This window comes from Modestobacter sp. VKM Ac-2977 (genome assembly GCF_026968045.1).
GTDB lineage: Bacteria > Actinomycetota > Actinomycetes > Mycobacteriales > Geodermatophilaceae > Modestobacter.
Window position 1 is genome coordinate 167,943 of the sequence record NZ_JAPVBQ010000005.1, and the last position, 22,586, is coordinate 190,528.

At 74.6% G+C, this 22,586-nt stretch carries 17 protein-coding genes; 9 read left to right on the plus strand and 8 right to left on the minus strand.

Annotated features, from left to right (window positions below; genetic code table 11):
* Nucleotides 1-29: 29 nt before the first annotated feature.
* The 6 genes from manD to O2V63_RS20325 all read right to left on the minus strand — a co-directional run bounded on the left by manD (nt 30) and on the right by O2V63_RS20325 (nt 6,941).
* Nucleotides 30-1,268, minus strand: coding sequence for a D-mannonate dehydratase ManD (manD, locus tag O2V63_RS20300; protein WP_269169286.1), 1,239 nt, complete (start codon nt 1,266-1,268; stop codon nt 30-32).
* Nucleotides 1,265-2,362 (minus strand): sugar kinase, encoded by a 1,098-nt coding sequence (locus O2V63_RS20305; protein WP_269169287.1) that lies wholly within the window; start codon nt 2,360-2,362, stop codon nt 1,265-1,267. The genes manD and O2V63_RS20305 overlap by 4 nt, the downstream gene beginning before the upstream one ends.
* A 43-nt stretch (nt 2,363-2,405) precedes the next feature.
* Nucleotides 2,406-3,035, minus strand: a complete 630-nt coding sequence (gene eda / locus O2V63_RS20310; RefSeq protein ID WP_269169288.1) for a bifunctional 4-hydroxy-2-oxoglutarate aldolase/2-dehydro-3-deoxy-phosphogluconate aldolase — start codon at nt 3,033-3,035, stop codon at nt 2,406-2,408.
* 27 nt (nt 3,036-3,062) lie between these two features.
* Nucleotides 3,063-4,421, minus strand: a complete 1,359-nt coding sequence (locus O2V63_RS20315) for a mannitol dehydrogenase family protein (RefSeq protein WP_269169289.1) — start codon at nt 4,419-4,421, stop codon at nt 3,063-3,065.
* Nucleotides 4,418-5,836, minus strand: a complete 1,419-nt coding sequence (uxaC, locus tag O2V63_RS20320) for a glucuronate isomerase (protein WP_269169290.1) — start codon at nt 5,834-5,836, stop codon at nt 4,418-4,420. Before uxaC ends, O2V63_RS20315 begins: the two co-directional genes overlap by 4 nt.
* A gap of 91 nt (nt 5,837-5,927) precedes the next feature.
* Nucleotides 5,928-6,941, minus strand: coding sequence for a LacI family DNA-binding transcriptional regulator (locus tag O2V63_RS20325; protein ID WP_269169291.1), 1,014 nt, complete (start codon nt 6,939-6,941; stop codon nt 5,928-5,930).
* 314 nt (nt 6,942-7,255) lie between these two features.
* Between O2V63_RS20325 and O2V63_RS20330 the strand changes: the two genes are divergently transcribed.
* From O2V63_RS20330 to O2V63_RS20370, 9 genes are all read left to right on the plus strand, one after another.
* Nucleotides 7,256-8,434 (plus strand): ROK family transcriptional regulator, encoded by a 1,179-nt coding sequence (locus tag O2V63_RS20330; RefSeq protein ID WP_269169292.1) that lies wholly within the window; start codon nt 7,256-7,258, stop codon nt 8,432-8,434.
* A 92-nt stretch (nt 8,435-8,526) separates the two neighbouring features.
* A complete protein-coding gene (locus O2V63_RS20335; protein WP_269169293.1) occupies nt 8,527-9,864 on the plus strand; it encodes an extracellular solute-binding protein in 1,338 nt (445 codons plus the stop codon).
* 114 nt (nt 9,865-9,978) lie between these two features.
* The gene (locus O2V63_RS20340; protein WP_269169294.1) at nt 9,979-10,968 is read left to right on the plus strand and encodes a carbohydrate ABC transporter permease; all 990 of its coding nucleotides are present in this window, start codon (nt 9,979-9,981) and stop codon (nt 10,966-10,968) included.
* Nucleotides 10,965-11,873, plus strand: coding sequence for a carbohydrate ABC transporter permease (locus O2V63_RS20345; protein ID WP_269169295.1), 909 nt, complete (start codon nt 10,965-10,967; stop codon nt 11,871-11,873). The genes O2V63_RS20340 and O2V63_RS20345 overlap by 4 nt, the downstream gene beginning before the upstream one ends.
* The gene (locus O2V63_RS20350; protein WP_269169296.1) at nt 11,870-12,850 is read left to right on the plus strand and encodes an ROK family protein; all 981 of its coding nucleotides are present in this window, start codon (nt 11,870-11,872) and stop codon (nt 12,848-12,850) included. The genes O2V63_RS20345 and O2V63_RS20350 overlap by 4 nt, the downstream gene beginning before the upstream one ends.
* A gap of 44 nt (nt 12,851-12,894) precedes the next feature.
* Nucleotides 12,895-14,382 carry a glycoside hydrolase family 3 N-terminal domain-containing protein gene (locus tag O2V63_RS20355; RefSeq protein WP_269169297.1) on the plus strand — a complete coding sequence of 496 codons (1,488 nt, stop codon included), beginning with the start codon at nt 12,895-12,897 and terminating at the stop codon, nt 14,380-14,382.
* 188 nt (nt 14,383-14,570) lie between these two features.
* Nucleotides 14,571-18,815, plus strand: coding sequence for an ExeM/NucH family extracellular endonuclease (locus O2V63_RS20360; RefSeq protein ID WP_269169298.1), 4,245 nt, complete (start codon nt 14,571-14,573; stop codon nt 18,813-18,815).
* A 268-nt stretch (nt 18,816-19,083) separates the two neighbouring features.
* Nucleotides 19,084-20,070, plus strand: a complete 987-nt coding sequence (locus O2V63_RS20365) for a GGDEF domain-containing protein (protein ID WP_269169299.1) — start codon at nt 19,084-19,086, stop codon at nt 20,068-20,070.
* Nucleotides 20,071-20,099: 29 nt separating this feature from the next.
* A complete protein-coding gene (locus O2V63_RS20370) occupies nt 20,100-20,858 on the plus strand; it encodes a sulfite exporter TauE/SafE family protein (protein ID WP_269169300.1) in 759 nt (252 codons plus the stop codon).
* Between the two features lie 9 nt (nt 20,859-20,867).
* Here the strand turns inward: O2V63_RS20370 and O2V63_RS20375 are convergent, their stop codons facing one another.
* Complete coding sequence (locus O2V63_RS20375; RefSeq protein WP_269169301.1) at nt 20,868-21,983, minus strand: NAD(P)/FAD-dependent oxidoreductase; 1,116 nt, start codon at nt 21,981-21,983, stop codon at nt 20,868-20,870.
* 10 nt (nt 21,984-21,993) lie between these two features.
* Nucleotides 21,994-22,566 carry a TIGR00730 family Rossman fold protein gene (locus O2V63_RS20380; protein ID WP_269169302.1) on the minus strand — a complete coding sequence of 191 codons (573 nt, stop codon included), beginning with the start codon at nt 22,564-22,566 and terminating at the stop codon, nt 21,994-21,996.
* Nucleotides 22,567-22,586: the final 20 nt, after the last annotated feature.

A 22,586-nucleotide genomic window follows, 5' to 3' on the forward strand; every position in this document is an offset into this window, starting at 1 on the left:
GGGGGCCCCGGACGTGGCGGTCGGGCGGGTCACCAGTCGTGCACCGTGCCGTCCTTGAGCCGGTTGAACGGCAGGTACGCCGGCTCGTAGGGGTGGCGTCCGGCTGCGTCGTCGTCGTAGTCGACCCCCAGCCCCGGCTCCTCGCCCGGGTGGAGGTGGCCGTCGGCCCAGCGGAAGGACTGCCGGAAGACCTCGTCGGTCAGCCGGCTGTGCTGCATGTACTCCTGGATGCCGAAGTTGTGGATGGCGAGGGAGAGGTGTGTCGCGGCGGCCATGCCGACGGGGGAGACGTCGGTGGGGCCGTGCATGCCGGACTTGATCTGGTACTGCCCGGCGAAGTCGAGGATCCGGCGCAGCCCGGTGATGCCGCCGGCGTGGGTGACCGAGGAGCGCACGTAGTCGATCAGCTGCTCGCGGATCAGCGTCTGGTAGTCCCAGATCGTGTTGAGCACCTCCCCGAGCGCCAGCGGGGTGGTGGTGTGGTGCCGCACCAGCCGCAGCGCCTCCTGGTTCTCCGCGGGGGTGCAGTCCTCGAGCCAGAAGAGGTCGTAGGGCTCCAGGTCCTTCCCCAGCCGGGCCGCCTGGATGGGGGTCAGCCGGTGGTGGGCGTCGTGCAGCAGCGGCAGCTCCGCGCCGAACTCCGCGCGCACGGCCTCCACCACGCCGGGCAGGTGGCGCAGGTACGCCCGGGAGTCCCAGTCCTCCTCGACCGGCAGCGGAGCCCGGTGCGCCGGCTCGTACTGGTAGCGCCCGGTCGGCGGCTGGGACGACACCCCGTACACCTTGTCGATCCCGGGGACCGAGGTCTGGACGCGGATGGCGCGGAAGCCCTCCGCGAGCTGGGAGCGGATGGAGTCGAACAGCTCCGGGGTGGTCCGGCCGGCAGCGTGCCCGTAGACCAGCACGCCGTCCCGCGAGGCCCCGCCGAGGAGCTGGTAGAGCGGCAGCCCCGCGGTCCTGGCCTTGATGTCCCACAGCGCCACGTCGACCGCGGCCACCGCGGTCATGGTGACCGGCCCGCGGCGCCAGTAGGCGCTGCGGTAGAGGAACTGCCAGGTGTCCTCGATGCGCTGGGCGTCGCGGCCGATCAGCATCGGGACGACGTGGTCGCGCAGGTAGGACACCACGGCGAGCTCGCGGCCGTTGAGCGTGGCGTCGCCCAGCCCGACGACGCCGTCCTCGGTGGTGAGCCGCAGGGTGACGAAGTTGCGGCCCGGGCTCGTGACGAGCACCTCGGCCGACCGGATCAGGCTGCCCGCGCCGGTCATCGGTCCGCCCCCGCGCCGCCGTTGCGTACCAGCTTCTCCACGTCCGCCTCCGTCACCATGGTCGTGTCGCCCGGCGTGGTCATCGCCAGGGCGCCGTGCGCGGCGCCGTACTCCACCGCTGTCTGCAGGGGAAGCCCCGTGAGCAGTCCGAAGACGAGGCCGGAGGCGAAGGAGTCCCCGCCGCCGACCCGGTCCAGGATCTCCAGGCCGTCGCGCTGGGTGGCGCTGACCGGTCCGGTCCCCGCCGACCAGGCCACCGCGCCCCAGTCGTTCACCGTCGCGCTGTGCTCCGTCCGCCGGGTGGCGGCGATGACGGCGAAGTTCGGGTGCTCCGCGGTCGCCCTGGCCACCATCGCCGCGAAGGAGCCCCCGACGGGGGGCTCGGTGCCGGCGTCCGGGACAGCGATGTCCAGGCACGCGGTGAAGTGGCCCTCGTTGCCGATCATCACGTCGACGTGCGGGGCGATCCGGCGGTTGACCTCGCGCGCCCCGGCCAGCCCGCCGAAGGTCTGCCACAGGCTCGGCCGGTAGTTCAGGTCGTAGGAGACCACCGTGCCGTGCCGCTTGGCGGAGGTCACCGCCTCCAGGGTGACCTCCGCGGCGCTGTCGCTCAGCGCGGCGAAGATGCCACCGGTGTGCAGCCAGCGCACCCCGAGCCGGCCGAACAGGTCGTCCCAGTCGACGTCTCCCGGCCGCAGCTGAGCGGCCGCGGTGTGGCCGCGGTCGGACACACCGACGGCGCCCCGCACGCCGAATCCGCGCTCGGTGAAGTTCAGGCCGTTGCGGACCGCCCGGCCGACCCCGTCGTGGGGCATCCAGCGCACGAGCGAGGTGTCGACCCCACCGGTGAGCATGCAGTCCTCGACCAGCCGGCCGACCTCGTTGTCGGCGAGCGCGGTGACGGCCGCCGTCCGCAGCCCGAAGGCGCGGCGCAGCCCCCGGGCGACGTTGTACTCCCCGCCGCCCTCCCAGACGCGGAACTGGCGGGTGGTGCGGATCCGCCCCTCGCCCGGGTCCAGCCGGAGCATCACCTCGCCGAGGGAGACCGCGTCGTAGCGGCACTCGGCGGCGGGTCTGATCGTCAGGCCGGGCATGGCTGTCCTCTCGGGGCGGGCGCAGCGGGTGGCGGGGGCCGGGTCACTCGGCGCGCGGCAGCGCGGCCACCGCCGCGGCGGTGCGCCGGGTGACCTCGGCGAGGTCGCCGGCGGCGATCCGGTCCCGGGGGACCATCCAGGAGCCGCCCACGGCGGTCACCGACGGGAGGTCCAGGTACTCCTGGACGGTGCCCGGCCCGATGCCGCCGGTCGGCACGAAGCGCACCCCGGGGAACGGCGCGGCCAGCGCGGCGATGGCGGCGGCCCCACCGGAGGTCGCGGCCGGGAAGAACTTGACGGTCTCGACGCCCAGCTCCAGCGCGGCCTGGACCTCCGTGGCGGTGACCGCGCCGGGCAGGGCGAGGACGCCGCGCTCGCGGCAGCGCTCGACGACCGGGCGGCTGAGCCCGGGGGAGACGACGAAGGTGGCCCCCGCGTCGACGGCCCGGTCGACCTGCTCGGGGGTGAGCACGGTGCCCGCGCCCACCACGACGTCCCCGCGGGCGGCCATGATCCGGATGGCCTCCGGGCCTGCCGCCGTGCGGAAGGTGATCTCGGCGAGGGGCAGGCCGCCGTCCACCAGCGCCTGGGCGAGCGCGTCGGCGTGCCCGGCGTCGTCGAGCACGACGACCGGCACCAGCCGCGCCTGCGCCAGCTGGTCAGTGGTGTCCACGGATCTCCCTCGAGGCCGATCGCGTCGTCACGCCGGCTCCAGCTCGTGCGCCGCGGCCAGCACAGCGGCGCGGACGGTGTCGTCGGCCAGCTCCGGGTCCAGCTCGTCGAGGACCCGGGCGACCGCGTCGGGCAGCGGGCCGCCCGCCGCGGCCCGGAAACGGTCCGCCTGCGGATCGGTCACCGGCGCGCCCTGGCCGCTCAGGTGCAGCACCCAGGCGGCCAGTACGCGGGCCGGGCCGGCGAGGTCCGCGCCGGCCGCCCGCGCGCGGTGCAGCGCGGGCAGGATGCGCACGGGCAGCTTCAGGGAGCCGTCGGCGGCGATCTGCGCCAGGGAGTGCCGCATCCGCGGGTTGGCGAACCGCCGCAGCAGCGCGGCGCGGTACTCCTCGACCTCCGCCGCGGGCTGCGGCAGGTGGGCCGCCGCCGCGTCCCACCAGTCCTGCACCCACCGCGCGCAGCCGGCGTCGGCGATCGCGGCGTCGACGGTCCCGTGCCCGCGCAGCGGACCGGCGTAGGCCAGCAGCGAGTGCGCCCCGTTCAGCAGCCACAGCTTGCGCTGCTCGTAGGGCCCGACGTCGTCGGTGAGGACGGCGCCGGCCGTCTCCCACGCCGGCCGACCGCCGGGGAACCGGCCGCTGAGCACCCACTCGCTGAAGGGCTCGGTGAGCACCGGGACGCGGTCGTCGAACCCGTTGGCGGCTCGGCACGCGGCGACGTCCTCGGCGGTGGTCCGCGGGGTGATGCGGTCGACCATCGTCGTGGTGAAGGAGACCGTCCGGTCCAGCCAGGGCAGCAGCGACGGGTCGACCTCGGCGGCGAGGTCGCGGACGACCCGGCCGGTGACGCGCCCGTTGTCGGGGAGGTTGTCGCACGGCACCACGGTCAGCGGCCCGGCGCCGGCGTCCCGGCGGGCGAGCAGCCCGGCGAGCAGCCGGGCCGGGGCGGTGCGCACCGGCTCGGTCACCGCGGTGCGCAGCGCGGCGAGGTCGGCCCGCAGGTCGGGGTGGTCCAGGTCCGGGCCGCCGTCGGCCCGCCGCACGTAGCCGGCCTCGGTCACCGTCACGGTGAGGACGGCGACCTGCGGATCGGCCAGGTACCGGAGCCACGCGCCGTGGTCGGTGCCCGGGTGCGCGCGCACGACGCTGGGCACCACCTCGGCCCGGTCGCCGTCGGGCGCGCGGGTGACGAGGGTGTACAGCCCGTCCTGGGCCGACAGGGCCGCGGCGAGCTCGGTGCTGCGCCCGGTGAACGCCGCGATGCCCCACTCCACCGCATCGGTGGCGTGGGCGGTGTACCAGGCCTGGTGGGCGCGGGAGAAGCTGCCCAGCCCGAGGTGGACGATCCGGACGGGTGGCGCCGGGTGCGACCGGGTCAGCGCGGTCACAGCTTGAACGTCGCGGTGGGGCGCCCCGAGACCAGGTCGACCGCCGTCGCCACGGCCTCCTCCTCGTCGAGGCAGTGCTCGGCGACCAGGTTGGCCAGGAAGCCGCTGTCCAGCCGCCGCGACATGTCGTGGCGGGCCGGGATCGAACAGAACGCCCGGGTGTCGTCGATGAAGCCGGACAGCCGGCTGAAGCCCGCGGTCTCGGTGACGGCGGAGTAGAAGCGGCGCACCGCCAGCGGCGCGTCGAGGAACCACCACGGTGCCCCGATGTGGACCGACGGGTAGAAGGCGGCGAGCGGGGCGAGCTCGCGGGAGAAGACCGTCTCGTCCAGGGTGAAGACGACCAGGTGCAGGTTCGGGTGCATGCCGAACCGCTGCAGCAGCGGCCGGAGCGCGTCGGTGAGCTCCATCCGCAGCGGGATGTCGTGGCCGGTGTCGGCGCCGAAGGCCTCCAGCGTGGGGGTGTGGTGGGCCCGCCGGACGCCGGGGTGCAGGGTCATCACCAGGCCGTCGTCGCAGGACATCCGGGCCATCTCCAGGAGCATGTGCCCACGCAGCGCTGCGGCCTCTTGCGTGGTGACCCGGCCGGCCAGCGCGGCGGCGTAGATGCGCTCGGCCTCGGCCGGCGGCAACGCGTCGGTGCGGACGTCGACGTGGCTGTGGTCGGTCGACACCGCGCCGTGGGCGATGAAGTGCTGCCGCCGCAGCTCCATCGCCGCCGCCCAGCCGGCGTAGGTCCCGGTGTCCACGTCGGCGACCTTGCCCAGCCGCTCGACCAGGTCGGCCCAGCCCTCCGCAGCGACCTCGAGGTGGGCGTCGGGCCGGAAGGTCGGGATGACCCGGCCCGCCCAGGTCGGGTCCGCGCTCAGCGCGGCGTGGGTGGCCAGGTCGTCGCACGGGTCGTCGGTGGTGGCCAGCACGCTGATGCCGAACCGCTGGAACAGCGCCCGCGGCCGGTGCGAGGGCTGCGCCAGCCGCTCGGCCACCTGGTCGTAGACGGCGTCGGCGGTCTCCGCCGACGGCCGGACCTGCACGTCGAAGATCTCGGCGAGCTCGGACTCCAGCCAGTACCGGACGGGGGTGCCGCGGAAGACGTGCCAGTGGCTGCACAGCTCCTGCCACGCCTGCCGGGACTGGGCCTCGGTGAGTGCCGTCCGGCCCACCCCGAGGGCGTCGAGGGGCACGCCGTTCGCGTGCAGCAGCCGGGTCACGTAGTGGTCCGGTGTCACGAAGAGCGAAGCCGGGTCCGGGAAGGGCTGGTCCTCCAGGAGTGTCCGGGGGTCCACGTGCCCGTGTGGGGAGATGACCGGCAGGTCCCGCACGGCGCCGTAGATCTCGCGAGCCACCGCCCGGACGCCCGCGTCGGCGGGGAGGAGACGGTCGGGGTGCAGTCTCAACGGGGCGGGGCGCTGCATCCCGTCATGGTTGGACGCCGCCCCCCACCGCGCCAAGTCTTTGCCGCCGGTTGCCGTTGCGTCCTGCACCCGCTCGGCGCGGCGTCCTCGCTCAGGTCGGAGGGCTGCTCCTGGCCCTGCGGTGCTGGGCGCGCCGCGGCGCGGTCGAGTCCCGCACCACCAGCCGGGTCGGCACGACCGTGGGCCGGATCTGGTGGCCGGCGCCGCCGTCGATCTGGGCGGCCAACCGCGCCACGGCCTCACCGCCGAGCCCGCGCAGTGGGATCGCGACCGTCGTCAGGCCCGGCGTGCAGAAGTCCGAACCGAAGATGTTGTCGAAGCCGATGACGCTGACGTCGGAGGGCACGGCGACGCCCGCGGCCGCCAGCCCCCGCAGCAGCCCGATCGCGAGCAGGTCGTTGTAGGCGATCACTGCGGTGGGGTCGAGCCGGCGCAGTGCCTGCACCGCGCTGACGCCGCCGTCGACGGTCGGGGGGAAGGGGCCCACCCGCACCGCGCGCATCTCCAGCTCGTAGGTCGCCTCCCGCAGGGCGCGCCACCGGACCCCGTCGGCCCAGGAGGCCTCGGGGCCGGCGACGTAGGTGATGGTGGTGTGGCCGAGGTCGGCGAGGTGCTCGACGGCTCGGCGGATCCCGCGGGCGTTGTCAGCGACCACACTGTGCACCCCGGTGACCGCGCGGTTGCAGACCACGACGGGGAGCTGCTGGGCGACGAGCCGGATCGAGGCGTCCGACATCCGGGTGCCGGCCAGCAGCAGGCCGTCGACCGCGGTCAGCGAGCGGTCGATGCCGTCCCGTTCCTTGCGTGCCGACTCCTGCGCGTCGGTGAGCAGGGTCATCCAGTCACGCTCGGTGGCGGCGGCCTCGGCTCCGCGGATGAGGGGGAAGTACACCGGGTTGGTGACGTCGGACACGACCAGCCCGATCATCCCCGTCTGCCCGGTGACCGTGCGCAGCGACAGCGGGGTCGCGCGATAGCCGAGCCGCTCCGCGGCCTCCTTGATCCGCTCCGCCGTCGCCGCGCTCACGCGGCCGGGGCGGGAGAAGGCACGCGACACCGTCGATGCCGCCACACCGCACTCCCGGGCGACGTCGTTGATGGTCACGGCACCCTTGCCCTGCTCGCTGACGGCCGTCCTCCCGTCCTCGTCGTCGTCCGGCGCCCCCTGGGCGGCCGGGTCCCCCGGGTGTGGCCCGCGATGCTACGTCGACACGCCGGTGAGATGGCCGCGCCCCGGCTCGCCGTGGCTCCCACCCGGACCCGGGACGCCGTGCGCCGGTCGCCCACCCGGCCCCGGCCCCGGTGTGCCACCCGGCGCGCCGGCTGTGGAACCGGCCCCGGTCCATCAGCAGGTCTCGTTCTGCTCACCCGCGCGCCACCCTCTTGACAGGTGTTTGTAAGGACGGTTGCCTAACAAATGTGACCGCCGTCGCAGACACCCCGCAGCACCGCCGAGCGCTGCGCTCGACCGCCAAGGTGCTGCCCGAGCACGCCCGGGCGAGCAACCGGTCGATGGTGCTCCAGCTGCTCTTCCACGCCGGGCCGCGGTCACGGGCCGAGCTGGCCCGGGCGACCGGGCTGACCCGGGTGACGATCTCGGACCTCGTGTCCTCCCTGCTCGCCCAGGGTCTGGTCACCGAGCTGGGGCAGCAGGCCGACGGCAAGGTCGGCAAGCCGGGCACGCTGGTCGGCCTGGACGCCGAGGCCTTCCAGATCGTCGCCGTCGACCTGGCCGACGACGAACTGGTGCACGGTGCCGTGCTCGACCTGTCCGGTGCCGTCCAGGAGCGCCGGACGGCGGCGGTCGGCGGCCGCACCGGCGCCGCGGCGGTCGAGGTGCTGCTGGGCCTGTGCCGGGAGCTCGTCGCGGCGACCACGCGCCCGGTGCTCGGGGTGGGGGTGGGCTCCCCGGGCGTCATCGACCCCTCCGGCCGCGTGCTGCAGGCCCCCAACCGCGGCTGGTACGACCTGCCGCTCGCCGAGCAGCTGAGCGCCGCGCTGGAGCTGCCGGTGCACGTGGCCAACGACGCGGACACCGCGGCCCTCGGCGAGTTCACCTGGGGCGGCGCCTCCGGCAACGGCCTGCTGGTGCTCACCGTCGGCGGTGGCGTGGGCGCCGGCATCGTGCTGGACGGCGCCCTCGTCCAGGGCAACGAGCACGCCGCCGGAGAGCTCGGGCACGTCACCGCCCTCGACGAGCGCGACGAGCACGACCAGGCCCCGCTCGGCCGCCCCGAGCCCTGCGCCTGCGGCCGCCGCGGCTGCCTGGAGACGGTGCTGTCCGTGCCGGCGATGCGCCGGCGGATCGCCGGGCTCGACCCCGCCGCCACCGACGCCGCACTGGCCTCGGTCGGGCGTCGGCTGGGGATCGTGCTGGCCCCCGTGGTCAGCGCCCTGAACCTCTCCGAGGTCGTGCTCTGCGGCCCGGGGGAGCTGTTGGGTGGGCCGCTGCGTGACGCGGCGCTGGCCACCCTGCGCGAACGCACCATCCCGGTCGTCAGCAGCCACGTCCAGCTGCGGATGACCTCGCTCGGCGAGCACGGCGCCCTGTCCGGGGCCGCCGTGCTCGTGCTGTCCGGTCAGCTCGGGGTCACGTGACGACCCCGAGCCGACCCTCGCACGTCGGGAGAGCACGCCCCCCTGGAACGGCGCTGTCCGGCACCGTCCGCGCATCGGGAAGGAACCCCAACATGAAGAGGGTACGCACGAGAGGCCTGGCGGCCCTGGCCGTCGGGATGCTGGCGCTGACCGCCTGTGGCGGTGGCGAGGACGCCGCCGACGCCGGCGGTGAGAGCGGTGGTGAGCTGCGGTTGTGGCTGGCCGGCTCCGACACCCCGCAGGACCTCCGCGACTATCTGGTCGAGACCTTCGAGGAGCAGCACCCCGACTCCACGCTGGTGATCGAGGAGCAGGACTGGAACGGGCTCGTCCCGCGGCTGCAGACGGCGCTGACGTCGGAGAGCCAGACCCCGGACCTGGTCGAGATCGGCAACACGCAGAGTCCGACGTTCACCTACGCCGGCGCCTTCAGCGACATCACCGACATGTACGAGGAACTGGGCGGCGACGACCTGTTGCAGGGCTTCGTCGACGCCGGCACGGTCGACGACACGCTGTACGCGGTGCCCTACTACTCCGGTGCCCGCGCGGTCTTCTACAACAAGGAGCTCTTCGCCGCCGCCGGGGTCGAGGTGCCCACCACCCTGGCCGAGTTCACCGAGGTCGCGCAGACGCTCCAGCAGGCCAACCCGACCGGGGCGCCGAGCTTCTCCGGGTTCTGGCTGCCCGGTCAGGACTGGTACAACGGCGTCGCCTGGCTGAACAGCCACGGCGGCGAGCTGGCCGTCGAGGACGGCGGCGAGTGGACCGGTGCGCTGTCCAGCCCCGAGTCGCAGGAGGGGCTGGCCGAGGTCCAGGAGCTGTTCACCACGGCCACCAGCGCACCGCGGGACGCCGACTCCAACGAGCCGTGGATCGCGTTCAACAACGGTGAGGCGGCGATGTTCTCCGCCCCGACCTGGGCCCGGTGGAGCATCGACCTGCCCGAGTGCAACAAGGGCGTGGCCGCGGACGACGAGTCCGAGGCGGCGAAGGCGCTGCTGGCCGAGCAGCAGGCGTGCAACGAGGAGAAGACCGGCATCTTCGCCCTCCCCGGTCTGGAGGAGGGCTCGGTCGCACCGGTGTTCGCCGGCGGCTCGAACATCGGCATCCCGGCGAAGTCGGGCAACCAGGAGCTGGCCCGGGACCTGCTGCGGATCATCTTCAGCCCCGAGTACCAGACGATGCTGGCCGAGAACGGGCTGATCCCCGGCAACACCGAGTACGCCGACGCGCTCGGCGACGACGTCTACTCCCAGGTGGCGCTGGCCGCTGCGGTCGACGCCGAGCTCACGCCGCCGGCCGAGAAGTGGGCCGACGTCGAGGGCGCCCGGATCCTGGAGGACCTCTTCCAGGAGATCGCCAGCGGCACCGACCCGGCCACGGCCGCGGCGGAGGCGGACCAGCTGATCACCGACACGCTCAACTGACCGCCTGACCCCGCTCGCCGGGGGCGCGACCGCGCCCGCCCGCCGTCCGGCGCCAGCGCGCCGCGATCGCGTCCCCCGGCCCGGCCCGGTCCTGCCCGGATCCAGGAGCCCGCCATGTCCGCGCCACCCGCACCCGCCGCGACCGCACCGGCCCCGCCCCGCACGTCCGCCCCGACGACGGGGAGCAGCTCCGCGACCCCGCCGCGCCGCCGCCGTCGGCCGCTCCGCTCCCGCCTGGGGCCCTACCTCCTGCTCATCCCGGCCCTGGTCCCGCTCGGGGTGGGCCTGGGCTACCCGCTGGTCCGCCAGTTCGTCTTCTCCTTCCAGGAGTACGGCCTGGCCCAGCAGTTCGGCCGGCCGGCCGAGTGGGTCGGCCTGGACAACTACGTCACCCTGCTCTCCGACCCCTACGTCTGGGGGGTGATCGCCCGGTCGATCGCCTTCTGCCTGGTCAACGCCGCGCTGACCATGGCGCTGGGCATCGCGCTGGCGGTGCTGATGACCAAGGTCGGCCGGGCCGCCCGGATCACCCTGCAGGTCGGCATGCTGCTGGCCTGGGGCACGCCGGTGCTGGCCACGATGACCGTCTGGCAATGGCTGTTCGACTCCCAGTACGGCGTCGTCAACTGGGTGCTGGCCGGGCCGCTGGGGATGGAGGGGCAGCGCGGCCACTCCTGGCTGATCGAGCCGCTGTCCTTCTACGCGGTGGCCACGGTGATCGTGGTCTGGATGAGCGTGCCGTTCGTCGTCTTCACCGTCTACGCCGGGCTGCTGCAGGTGCCCGAGGAGTGCATGGAGGCCGCCCAGCTGGACGGGGCGAGCAGCTGGCAGCGGCTGTGGCGGCTGGCGCTCCCGATGATCAAGCCGGTGCTCTTCGTGGTGGCCCTGCTCCAGGTGATCTGGGACCTGCGGGTGTTCACCCAGATCCACGTGCTGCAGCGGGCCGGTGCGCCGACCCGGGAGACCCACCTGCTGGGCACCTACATCTACTCGCTGTCCAAGGAGTTCTCGATGGCCGGGGCGATGGCCACGATCATGCTGGTGATCACGCTGGCGCTGACCGTCTTCTACATCCGCCGGATGCTGCGCGAGGACGAGGCATGACCGCCGTCGTCCCGCCGCCGTCCACCGCCGTGCCCGCCCGCGCCCAGGTGGTGCCCAACCGGCGCCGGCCCCGGCGCCGGGCCACCGCGGCCCGCTGGCTGCTGGGGGCGCTGGCGGTGCTGGTCGCGCTGGCCTGGGTCTTCCCGGTCTACTGGATGATCAACAGCGCGTTCCTGCCGACCAACCGGCTGCGCACCCCGGAGCCGTCGTTCCTGCCCTTCGGCGGCACCCTGTCCAACTTCCGCCGGGTGCTCACCGACCCGTCGTTCTACGACGCCTTCAAGGTCTCCCTCGCCGTCACCGGGCTGACCCTGGCCGCCGCGATCCTCTTCGCCTTCGTCGCGGCGCTGGCGATCAGCCGGTTCCGCTTCCGGGGCCGCAAGAGCTTCGTCGTGACGGTGCTGGTCGTGCAGATGATCCCGGCCGAGGGGCTGTTCATCTCGCAGTACCAGATGCTGGACACCTGGCACCTGGTCAACTCGGTGCTGGGCCTCTCGATCGTCTACGTCGCCGCCGTGCTGCCGTTCACCATCTGGATGCTGCGCGGCTTCGTCAGCGGCGTGCCGATCGAGCTGGAGGAGGCCGCGATGATGGACGGCCTGTCCCGCACCGGCGCGTTCTTCCGGATCACCTTCCCGCTGCTCGCCCCCGGGCTGGTCGCCTCCGGTGTCTACGGGTTCCTGCAGGCCTGGAACGAGTACACCCTCGCGCTGGTCGTGATGACCGACCCGGCCGAGCGCACCCTCCCGCTGTGGCTGCAGGGCCTGGTCGAGGCCAACCGGGCGACCGACTGGGGCGTGGTCATGGCCGGCGCGGCGCTGATCACCGTGCCGGTCATCGCGTTCTTCCTGTTCGTCCAGCGGCGGATGAGCTCCGGTCTGGTGGCCGGGGCGGTGAAGGGGTGACCGCGCTGTCGGCTGGTGAGGGCGGGTGCACGGTCGGGTTGGACATCGGCGGCACCAAGGTGCTCGGGGTGCTGCTGGACGACGCGGCGACGGTGCGGGCCAGCGTGCGGGTCCCCAGCCGGCCGGGCACCGAGGGCGTGGTCGGGGCCGCGGCCGAGGTCGTGGCGCGGCTGTGCCGCACCGCCGGCATCCCCCCGGGCGAGCTGACCGGGGTCGGCGCCGGGGTGCCCGGCCTGGTCGCCCCGCTGACCGGTGAGGTCTCCCACGCGGTGAACCTGGGCATCTCCGACGAGCCGGTCGCGCTGGCCCCGCTGCTGGCCGACCGGCTGGGCGGTGTGCCGGTGACCGTGGAGAACGACCTGAACGTCGCCGCCGTCGGCGCGGCCCGGGTGCTCGGCCTGCGGGGCGACCTGGCCTTCCTCTCCCTGGGCACCGGGGTGGCCGCCGGGCTGCTGCTCGGCGGGGAGCTGCGGCGCGGCCACCGCGGCGGCGCCGGGGAGATCGGGCACATCCCGTACGACCCGGCGGGCCCGCGCTGCCCGTGTGGTCAGCGGGGCTGCCTGGAGCTCTACGCCTCCGGGGCGGCGCTGGGCGCGGCCTGGCCCAGCCGCACCGGTCGGCCCGCCGCCGTGGAGGTGTTCGGGGCGGCCGCTGCCGGGGACGCCGCCGCCGTGCGGGTCCGGGACGCCTTCGCCGGGGCGGTCGCCGCCGCCGTCCGGCTGCTGGTGCTCACCTGCGACGTCGAGCACGTGGTGCTCGGGGGTGGGGTCGCCGAGGTCGGTGCCCCGCTGATGGCGGCGGTGGCGCTCCAGTGCCGGCGGCAGGCCTCCGGATCGCCGTTCCTGGACAGCCTGCAGATCGCCGACCGGGTCCAGCTGGTGCCCGACGGGGTGCCGGTGGCCCCGATCGGGGCCGCGCTCGCGGTGCGGGACCGGGCCGCCGCCGGCGGACGCCGCCCGGTGCCCACCCCGTCGTGACCGGTCCGGCGGCACCCCCTTCCCCCGACGAGGAGCACCAGAGCATGTCCACCGAGCACCACAGCACGACCGACCTGGACCGGCTGGTGAACGCCTGTCTCATGCCGGGCTTCACCGGTGCGACGCTCCCCGCCTGGGTCGCCGACGCACTGGCCGACGGCCTGGCCGGGGTCTGCCTGTACGGCCAGAACCTCACCGGCGAGGGCCCGCCGGTGGCCGAGCGGGTCGCGGCGATCACCGCGGCGGCCCGGGCCGTGCGCGGCGACGTGCTGGTGGCGCTGGACGAGGAGGGCGGGGACGTGACCCGCCTGGAGTACACGGTCGGCAGCAGCTGGCCGGGCAACGCCGCCCTCGGCGTGGTCGACGACGAGGCGGTCACCTTCGCGGTGGCCGCCGGGATCGGCGCCCAGCTGCGCCGGGTCGGGGTGGACGTCGACCTCGCGCCGTCGGTGGACGTCAACAGCGACGTCGCCAACCCGGTCATCGGCGTCCGCTCGTTCGGCGCAGACCCTGCGCTGGTCGCCCGGCACGGGGTGGCCTACGTGCAGGGGCTGCGGGCCGCCGGCGTCGCCGCCGCCGCGAAGCACTTCCCCGGGCACGGGGCGACCACGGTCGACTCGCACCTCGGCCTGCCGGTCATCGATGCTGATGAGGCCACCTTCCGGGAGCGCGAGCTGCCGCCCTTCGCCGCCGCCGTCCGGGCCGGGGTGGACCTGGTCATGACGGCGCACGTCGTCTTCCCCGCACTGGACACCGCGCCGGCCACGCTGAGCCGCCGGCTGCTGGTCGACGTGCTCCGCGGCGAGCTGGGCTTCACCGGCGTCGTGGTCACCGATGCCCTGGACATGGCCGGGGTCCGGGCCGCACACGGGCTGGCCGGGGCGGCCGTGCTCTCCCTGGCCGCCGGTGCCGACCTGCTGCTGCTGGGTGCCGAGGACGGCGAGGAGCACTGCGCGGCGATCCGGGCGGCGGTGCGGGCGGCCCTCGCCGACGGCACGTTGCCCGCGGCCCGGCTGCGCGACGCCGCGGCCCGGGTGACCGCGCTGCGGCAGCGGCTGGCCGACGTCGAGCGCCCCGAGCCCCCGGCGACCGACCCGGACACCGGGCGGGCCGCTGCCCGGGCCGCCCTCCAGCCGCGTGGCGTCGCGCCGCTGAGCGGGCCGGCGGTCGTGGCCGAGCTGCGCGCCGAGACGAACCTGGCGGTCGGGGACGCCGCCTGGAGCCTGGCCCAGCCGCTGGCCGAGGACGGCCTGCTGGCCGGGCTGCAGACGGTGACCGAGGGCGGGGTCACTGCAGAGGAGGTGGCCGCCTCGGCGACCGGCCGGCCGCTGGTGGTCGCCGTCCGCGACGCCTACCGCAGCCCCTGGCAGACCGCGTGGCTCGACCGGCTCCTCCGGGCCCGGCCCGACGCGGTCCTGGTCGCGCTGGGCATGTCGGTCGACGCCGAGCGGGCGCCGGGGCCGGCGGTCGCGGCGCACGGTGCCGCCCGGGCGGTCACCCGGGCGGTCGCCGACCTGCTCCACGGCGACTGAGTCGGCCGTCCGCCCCGGGGCGCGCGGCAGTCGAGGGGTCCGGAGCAGACGGAGATGAACAGGACCTGTCCGTATCGACGACTGACTGCTTTCATGTCGACACGTCGCGTTCACACGAATGAGTGACAGTCCTCGGCGTCGTACCGACCCGTCGCACCCGGAGGCCATCCGTGCCCTTTGCCCACTCGATGACAGCGCGCAGGGTCGCTGCCGTCACCGCCGTCGCCGTCGGGGGTGCGCTGCTCGGCGCATCACCCGCACTGGCGCTCGAGCCGCCCGCCGGCAGCCCGTTCATCAGCGAGTTCCACTACGACAACGGCGGGGACGACGCCAACGAGCGCATCGAGGTCACTGCCGCGCCGGGCACCGACCTCACCGGTTGGACGCTCGTCGGCGTCAACGGCAGCAATGGCTCGAACTACGACACGCAGACCCTCTCCGGGGTGGTCGGCGACTCCGGCGTGCTGGTCGTGGACTTCGCCGGGCTGCAGAACGGCGCCCCGGACGGCATCGCACTGGTGGCCCCGGACGGCACGGTCGTGCAGTTCCTCTCCTACGAGGGCACCCTGACCGGCACGTTCGGCGACCAGTCCGTCGACTCCACCGACGTCGGCGTCAGCGAGACCGGCAGCAGCCGCGCCGACGGCTCGATCCAGCTGGTCGACGGCGCCTGGGTGGTCACCGACACCAACACCTTCGGCGCGGTCAACGCGGTCGTCGAGCCCACGGACCCCGAGCCCACGGACCCCGAGCCGGTCGACTGCGCCACCGACGGGCTCACCGCCATCACCGACGTGCAGGGCACCGGCGACGAGAGCCCGCTGGTCGGCGAGACGGTCACCGTCGCCGGCGTGGTGACGAGCAGCCCCGAGGGCTTCGGCAGCGTCTACGTGCAGGACCCGGCGGCGGCTCCGGGCGCGGCCTCGACCGCCGTCAACGTCTTCGGCTCCACCGAGGGCCTGGAGATCGGCGACGCCGTCCAGGTCACCGGCGAGGTCGCCGAGTACCAGGGGCTCACCCAGGTCACCGCGGACACGGTCGACGTCTGCGCCGAGGACGCCGCGCTGCCCGATCCGGTCGCCGTCGACTGGGCGGGCACCACCGCCGCCCAGCGTGAGGCGCTGGAGGGCGTGCGCATCTCCCTCAGCGGCCCCTACACCGTCACCGAGGTCTACAACCTCAACCGCTTCGGCGAGATCATGCTCAACCCCGGGGACGAGCCGCTGCGCCAGGCCACCGACGTCGTCGAGCCCGGCCAGGCCGCCATCGACTACGAGGCGGCGAACGCGGCCCGGGTGCTGCTGCTCGACGACGGCCGCAGCACCAACCTCGCCAACGCCGGCATCGAGCCGAGCTACGGCGCCCTCGAGGACGCCGTCCGGGTCGGTGACCAGGTCGCCTCCTTCGGCGACGTGCCCTACGTCCTGGACTACCGCTACGACGCCTGGCGCGCACAGCCGGCCACCGTGGTGACCGCGGAGACCGCCGGCGCCGCCACCTTCGACGACGCCAACCCGCGCACCGACGTCCCCGAGCAGGTCGGCGGCGACGTCCAGGTCGCGTCGTTCAACGTCCTGAACTACTTCACCACCTTCGGCGGTGAGGCACGCGGTGCCGAGGACGCCGCGGAGCTGGCGGAGCAGGAGGCCAAGATCGTCGCGGCGATCAACGCCCTGGGCGCCGAGGTGGTCGCCCTGGAGGAGATCGAGAACTCCGTCAAGTTCGGGGAGGACCGGGACGAGGCCCTGGCCGCCCTCACCGCCGCGCTGAACGCCGCGGCCGGCGAGGAGCGCTGGGCCTTCGTGCCCTCGCCGGCGGTGCTGCCGCCGGTGGAGGACCAGGACGTCATCCGCAACGCCTTCATCTACCAGCCGGCCGCCGTCGAGCTGGTGGGTGAGTCGGTGGTCGACACCGACGAGGTGTGGGCGGGCCTGGCCCGCCAGCCGCTCGCGCAGACCTTCCGCGCCGACGGCGAGGAGTTCACCGTCGTGGTGAACCACTTCAAGTCCAAGGGCTCTGCGCCCGAGGGCGACGAGGACACCGGCGACGGCCAGGGCAACGCCAACGCCACCCGGGTCGCCGAGGCGCAGCGGCTGGCCGCCTTCGTCGAGTCGCTGGAGAGCGCGCCCGAGAACGTGCTGCTGATCGGTGACTTCAACAGCTACACGATGGAGGACCCGCTCGACGTCCTCGTCGCCGAGGGCTACACCAACCTCGGGGCGCGGACCGGCGAGAGCACCTACGTCTTCTCCGGTCGGGTCGGCTCCCTGGACCACGCGTTCGCCTCCCCGGCGCTGCTCGAGGACGTCACCGGCGTCGACATCTGGAACATCAACTCCGTCGAGTCCTACGGCTACCAGTACGACGGTTACCCGGGCTGGTACGACGACGACCCGTTCCGGTCCTCCGACCACGACCCGATCCTGGTCGGCCTGGACCTGGGTGAGGAGGGTGCCGGCGGCGGCGGTGGTGAGGACGACGGCACCACCGAGCTGCAGCTGCTGGGGATCAACGACTTCCACGGCCGGCTGGACGACGCGGTCGCCCTGGCGGGCACCATCGAGCAGCAGCGGGCCCGGGACGACGTCGACGCGACCGTGCTGCTGTCGGCCGGGGACAACATCGGCGCCTCGCCGTTCGTCTCCGCCAGCCAGCAGGACGCCCCGACGATCGAGGTGCTCAACGAGATGGGCCTCGACGCCTCGGCCGTGGGCAACCACGAGTTCGACCGCGGCTTCGCCGACCTGACCGGCCGGGTGGGCGTCGACGGCGAGAGCGGTCTGGCCGACTTCGACTACCTGGGCGCCAACGTCTACGGCACCGACGGTGACCCGGTGCTGCCGGGGTACGAGCTGGTGGAGGCCGCCGGCGTCACCGTCGGGGTCATCGGCGTCGTCACCCAGGAGACGAGCTCGCTGGTCTCCCCGGCCGGCATCGAGGGCATCACGTTCGGCGACCCGGTGGAGGCCGTGAACAGGGTGACCGACGAGCTCACCGACGGGGTCGGGGACGAGGCCGAGGTCATCGTCCTGGTCGCCCACGAGGGCGCACCGGAGGGTGAGGCCACCAGCACGCTGGAGGCCGAGCTCGCCGCCGACACCGCGTTCGCCGCGATCGTCAACGGCGTGGACGCCGACGTGGACGCGATCTTCACCGGGCACACGCACCAGACCTACGCGTGGCAGGCGCCGGTCCCGGGCACCGACGAGACCCGTCCGGTGATCCAGACCGGTTCCTACGCTGCGGACCTCGGGCGGATCGTGCTCAGCTACGACGAGTCGACCGACGAGGTCACCGCCTCGACGGTGGAGAACCTGGCACTGACCGAGGTGCCCGAGGACGACCTGGTGGCCGCCTACCCGCGGGTCGCCGAGGTCGCCGAGACCGTCGCGGCCGCCCAGGCGGCTGCCGACGAGCTCGGCAGCGTGGTCGTCGGGTCGGTCACGGCCGACATCACCCGGGCCTTCACCACCGGCCCGCAGGGCGGGCAGGTCGAGGACCGCGGGTCGTACTCGGCCCTCGGTGGCCTGGTGGCGGACAGCTACGTGTACGGCGCCGCGGACAGCGCCATCGAGCCGGCCGATCTCGGCCTGGTCAACCCCGGTGGCCTGCGGGCCGACCTGCTCTACGGGGAGGACGGCGAGATCACGCTGGCCGAGGCCAACGACGTCACCCCGTTCGCCAACGACCTGGTCGTCGTCTCGCTGACCGGCGCCCAGCTGGTGCAGGTGCTGGAGCAGCAGTGGCAGCCCGAGGGCAGCTCACGGCCGTTCCTGGCCCTGGGCACCTCGGAGGAGCTCACCTGGTCCTACGACCCGGAGGCGGCCCCCGGTGAGCGGATCATCGTCGACAGCATCCGGGTCTCCGGCGAGCCGATCGACCTGGACGCGACCTACCGGGTGGCGACCAACAGCTTCCTGGCCTCCGGCGGCGACAACTTCACCACCTTCGCCGAGGGCACCACGGAGCAGACCGGTCTGATCGACTTCGACTCCTTCCAGGGCTACCTGGAGGAGTTCTCCCCGCTCAGCCCGGAGGAGTTCACCGGACGGGTCACCGTCGGGGACGCCTCCGAGCAGCCGCAGCAGCCGGCGGCCGAGGTGGCGGTCTCGCCGTCGACCTTCGCCCCCGGCGACCTGGTGACCTTCTCGGTGAGCGGCTTCGGCCCCGCCGAGCGGGTCCAGGTGACCGTGGACGGCCGGCCGCTGGGCCGGGTCACGACCGATGCCGAGGGCGCCGCGACGGTCCGGGTGCGGGTGCCGGGCTCCGTGGACACCGGCACGGTCGAGGTCACGGCCACCGGCGTCACCTCCGGCTCGACCGCGACGGTCGAGGTGCAGGTGACCGACGAGGCGGAGCCGGTCGACCCCGGCACCCTGCTGCAGAAGCTGGCCTCGTGGCTGCGGCAGCTGCTGGGCACCTGGCTGCGGTGACCACCGGTGCACCGGCTCGGGCGCACGACCGGCCCGAGCCGAGGCACTGACCAGCACGACGGGACGACGGCGGGCCCCCCACTCCGGTGGGGGGCCCGTCGCCGTCGGTGCCCTGCGGCGGGCGGGGACTCACCCGTACGGGGCGGCCGGGGGGCAGTCGGTCTCCCCGGCTGCCGATCACCGGAGGGTGCAGATCAACGAGCGGATGAGGGCGCGAGACCCTCGGACGGCAGCGCGGACCGCGGTCCCGGTGCTGTTGGTCTGTGCGGTGACGTTGCTGGTCTTCTCGCTGTTCGGGCCCAACGCGGTGACGACCGGGGGCGTCGTCGCCTCCTGGGTGTGTGCCGCCCTGCTCGCCGGCCTGGCCCTGGTCTACCGGCTCACCGACACCGCCCGGGTCGACGCCCGCGGCGGGTACGTGCTCATCGCCCTCGTCGGCGTCGTGCTGTGCTGCGGGATGAACTGGATCACCCGCGACCCCTCCGCCGGTGGCCAGGCGTTCCTGGCCTTCCCGGTGCTCTGGGCCGGCGTCCACCTCCGGCGCACCGCGGTGGTCCTGGTGACCGCCGTCGCGCTCGCCGGGGACGCCGTGGTGCTGTTCCACCTGCAGCCGGCCGGCCACGCGGTCAGCGACCTGAGCTTCTTCGGCGCCGTGCTCGTGGTCATGGCGGCGATGCTGGTGCGCGCCGGGGACACCCAGGCCCGGCTGGTCGCCCAGCTGCAGCAGCAGGCCGCCACCGACTCGCTCACCGGGCTGGTCAACCGGCGGGTGTTCGACGCGGCGCTGGGCACCGCGCTGGCCGCCCCGGCCGCGTCGCGGGGCACCTCGCTGGTCCTCGTGGACGTCGACTCGTTCAAGACGATCAACGACGAGCACGGCCACCCGGTCGGCGACGACGCCCTGGTGCACATCGCCGCGGTGCTGCGCTCGGTGGTCCGCGCCGGGGACGCCGTGCTCAGCCGGATGGGCGGTGACGAGCTCGCCGTCCTGCTGCCCGACTGCTCGGCGGACGTGGCCACCGCCCGGGCCGCCGAGGTGCTCGACGCGGTCCGGGCCGCGCCCCTGGCGCTGCCCGACGGCAGCCTGCTGGCGATCTCGGTGAGCCTGGGCGTGGCCCACGCCCCGACGCACGCCACCGGGCTGGAGGAGCTCTACGCGGCCGCCGACGCGGCGCTGTACGCGGCCAAGCGGGCCGGCCGCGGCCGGGTCGAGGTGGCTACGGTCGGCGCGACGACCTCGGTGCGACCCGGCTGACCTGCGGTCGGTGGAGGGAAGGGCGTGCAGTGGACGGGACGTTGTTGGTGGCCGGCGGCGTCGTCGTCTTCCTCGCCAGCGTCCTGGCCGGCGGGACGGGCTTCGGCTACTCCCTGGTGTGCGCGCCGCTCCTGCTGCTGGCCGGCATCCCGCTGGCCGACGTCGTCGTCATCAACCTCACGGTCGGCGTGGTGACCCGGTTCGGAGCCGTCCTCCGGCTCCGGCACTCGGTCGACCGGCAACGGTCCACGTACCTGGTGGCGGGCTGCGTCCCCGGACTGCTGCTCGGCCACCTCGCCCTCGACCGGGTGGACGCCGACGCGCTCAAGGTGACGGCCGGAGTCGTGGCGGTCGTCGCCGCGGGGTTCCTCCTGCTCCGGCGGCCGGCTGTCCCGCCCGGTGACCCGGGCGCGCCGTCCCGCCTCGCCCCGGGGGTCGCCGGGGTGCTGGGCGGGTTCCTCGGCATCACGACCTCGATGAACGGCCCGCCCCCGGTCATCCTGCTCTCCCACCGGAACGTGGCGCCCCGGGCGTTCATCGCCGACATGGCGGTGTACCTGCTCGCCTGCAACGGGATGGCGCTGATCCTGATCGGGCTGACCGGTGGGCTGTCGGTGGACCGGGTGGGGCTGCTGCTGGCGTGCTGGCTGCCGGGCGCGGTGCTGGGCAACCTCCTGGGCGTGGCCTACGGCTCCCGGCTGCCCCTGGCCCCGTTCCGGCTGCTGACGCTCGGTCTGGTCATGGTCACGGGGCTGGCGACCGTGGCCACGTCGGTCGGCAGTCTGTGACGGGGCGGGTCAGCGCAGCCGGCGCGCGGTGGCCGCCAGGGTCCGGGCGGTGAGCCGCCCGTCGGCCAGCCCAAGGGCGACGACGTCGTCGAAGACCCGCTGGTCGGCCTGCGCCGCCCGCACGGCGGCGTCCATCAGCACCGGCCACCGGCTCAGCTGGGAGGTCACCGCGGAGGCGCGGAGGTGCCCGCCGAGCCGGCGGCGCAGCAGCCGCCGGTGCACCTCGCCGGCCCGCGGACCGTGGCCGGCCGCCGTGCCCGCCAGCGCGCCGGAGAGGACGGCGTAGAAGATCCCCTCCCCGGTCAGCGGGTTGATGAGCGACTGCGCGTCCCCGGCCAGCAGCACCCGCCCGCCGGGCAGCCGGGGCCGGCCGGTCGACAGCGGCAGCCGGTGCGCGCGCAGGCCCTCCGGCTGCACGCCCGGCAGCATCCGGTGCAGCCCGGCGACCAGCTCGGTACGGGTCACGTCCCCGGAGACGAGCTCGCCGTAGCCGACGTTGGCCCGCCCGTCGCCGATCGGGAAGGACCAGGCGTAGGCCGGCCACCGCTGGTCGGTGGTGGTCACCACCTGCACGCCGTCCAGGCCGGGGAGCACCGGCGCGTAGCCGCGGATCGCGATGGCCAGCCGGTCCGGCGGGTTGGCGGCCAGCCCGAGCGTGCGGCGCACCACCGACTCGGCGCCGTCGGCGCCCACCAGCACCCCGGCGCGGACGACGCCGTCGACCTCGACGTGCGTGGGGTGCACGGTGACCTGGCGGACGGTGTGCCGGCGGAACCGGACGCCGGTGGCCAGCACCTGGGCGAGCAGTCGCCCGTCCAGCACCGCACGGGGCACGACGAGCGAGGGCCGGTGCAGCGCCCGCTCCACCGTCGTCCCGCCCGGGCCCTGCAGGCGCAGCCGGGGGACGGCGGGGAACCCCGCGGTCAGCGCCGGGACGTCGATCCCCAGCCCGGCGAGCACGTCGAGCGCCTCGGGGGCGATCCCGTCCCCGCAGACCTTGTCCCGGGGGAAGTCGGCGCGGTCGAGGACCAGCACGTCGGCGTCCGGCCGGGCCCGGCGGACGGCGGCCGCGCACGCCGCGCCGGCCGGCCCGCCCCCGACGACGACGACGTCCGCGCGCTCCATGGGCAGCAGGCTAGGCGGCCGGTGGCGGGGTCCACTTGCGCGCCGGGTGCTCGTAGCCCGCGACGAAGGCCAGCAGCTCCGCGGCGTCGTGCACCACGCCGAGGGCGTCGAGCCGGTTGGCGGCCAGGTAGCCGTCGTCGACCATCCGGCGCAGCTGGTCCAGCAGCGGCTGCCAGAACCCGTCGACGTCGAGGAACGCGGTGGGCTTGGCGTGCAGCCCGAGCATCCCCCAGGTCCAGGCCTCGAACAGCTCCTCGAGGGTGCCGGCGGCACCGGGCAGCGCGACGAACGCGTCGGACAGGTCGGCCATCACGGCCTTGCGCTCGTGCATCGTCTGCACGACCTCCAGCCGGGGCAGGCCGGGGTGCGCCACCTCGTCGTCCACCAGGTGCTGCGGGATGACCCCGACCACCTCGCCGCCGGCGGCCAGCGCCGCGTCGGCGACGACGCCCATCAGGCCCACGTTCCCCCCGCCGTACACGATGCCGACGCCGGCCCGGGCCAGCTCGGTGGCGAAGGCGGCGGCGGCCCGCTGGTGGGACGGCGGCCCGACGTGGGACCCGGTGAAGACGGCGATGCGCACGTCTCCACCGTAGGGTCCGC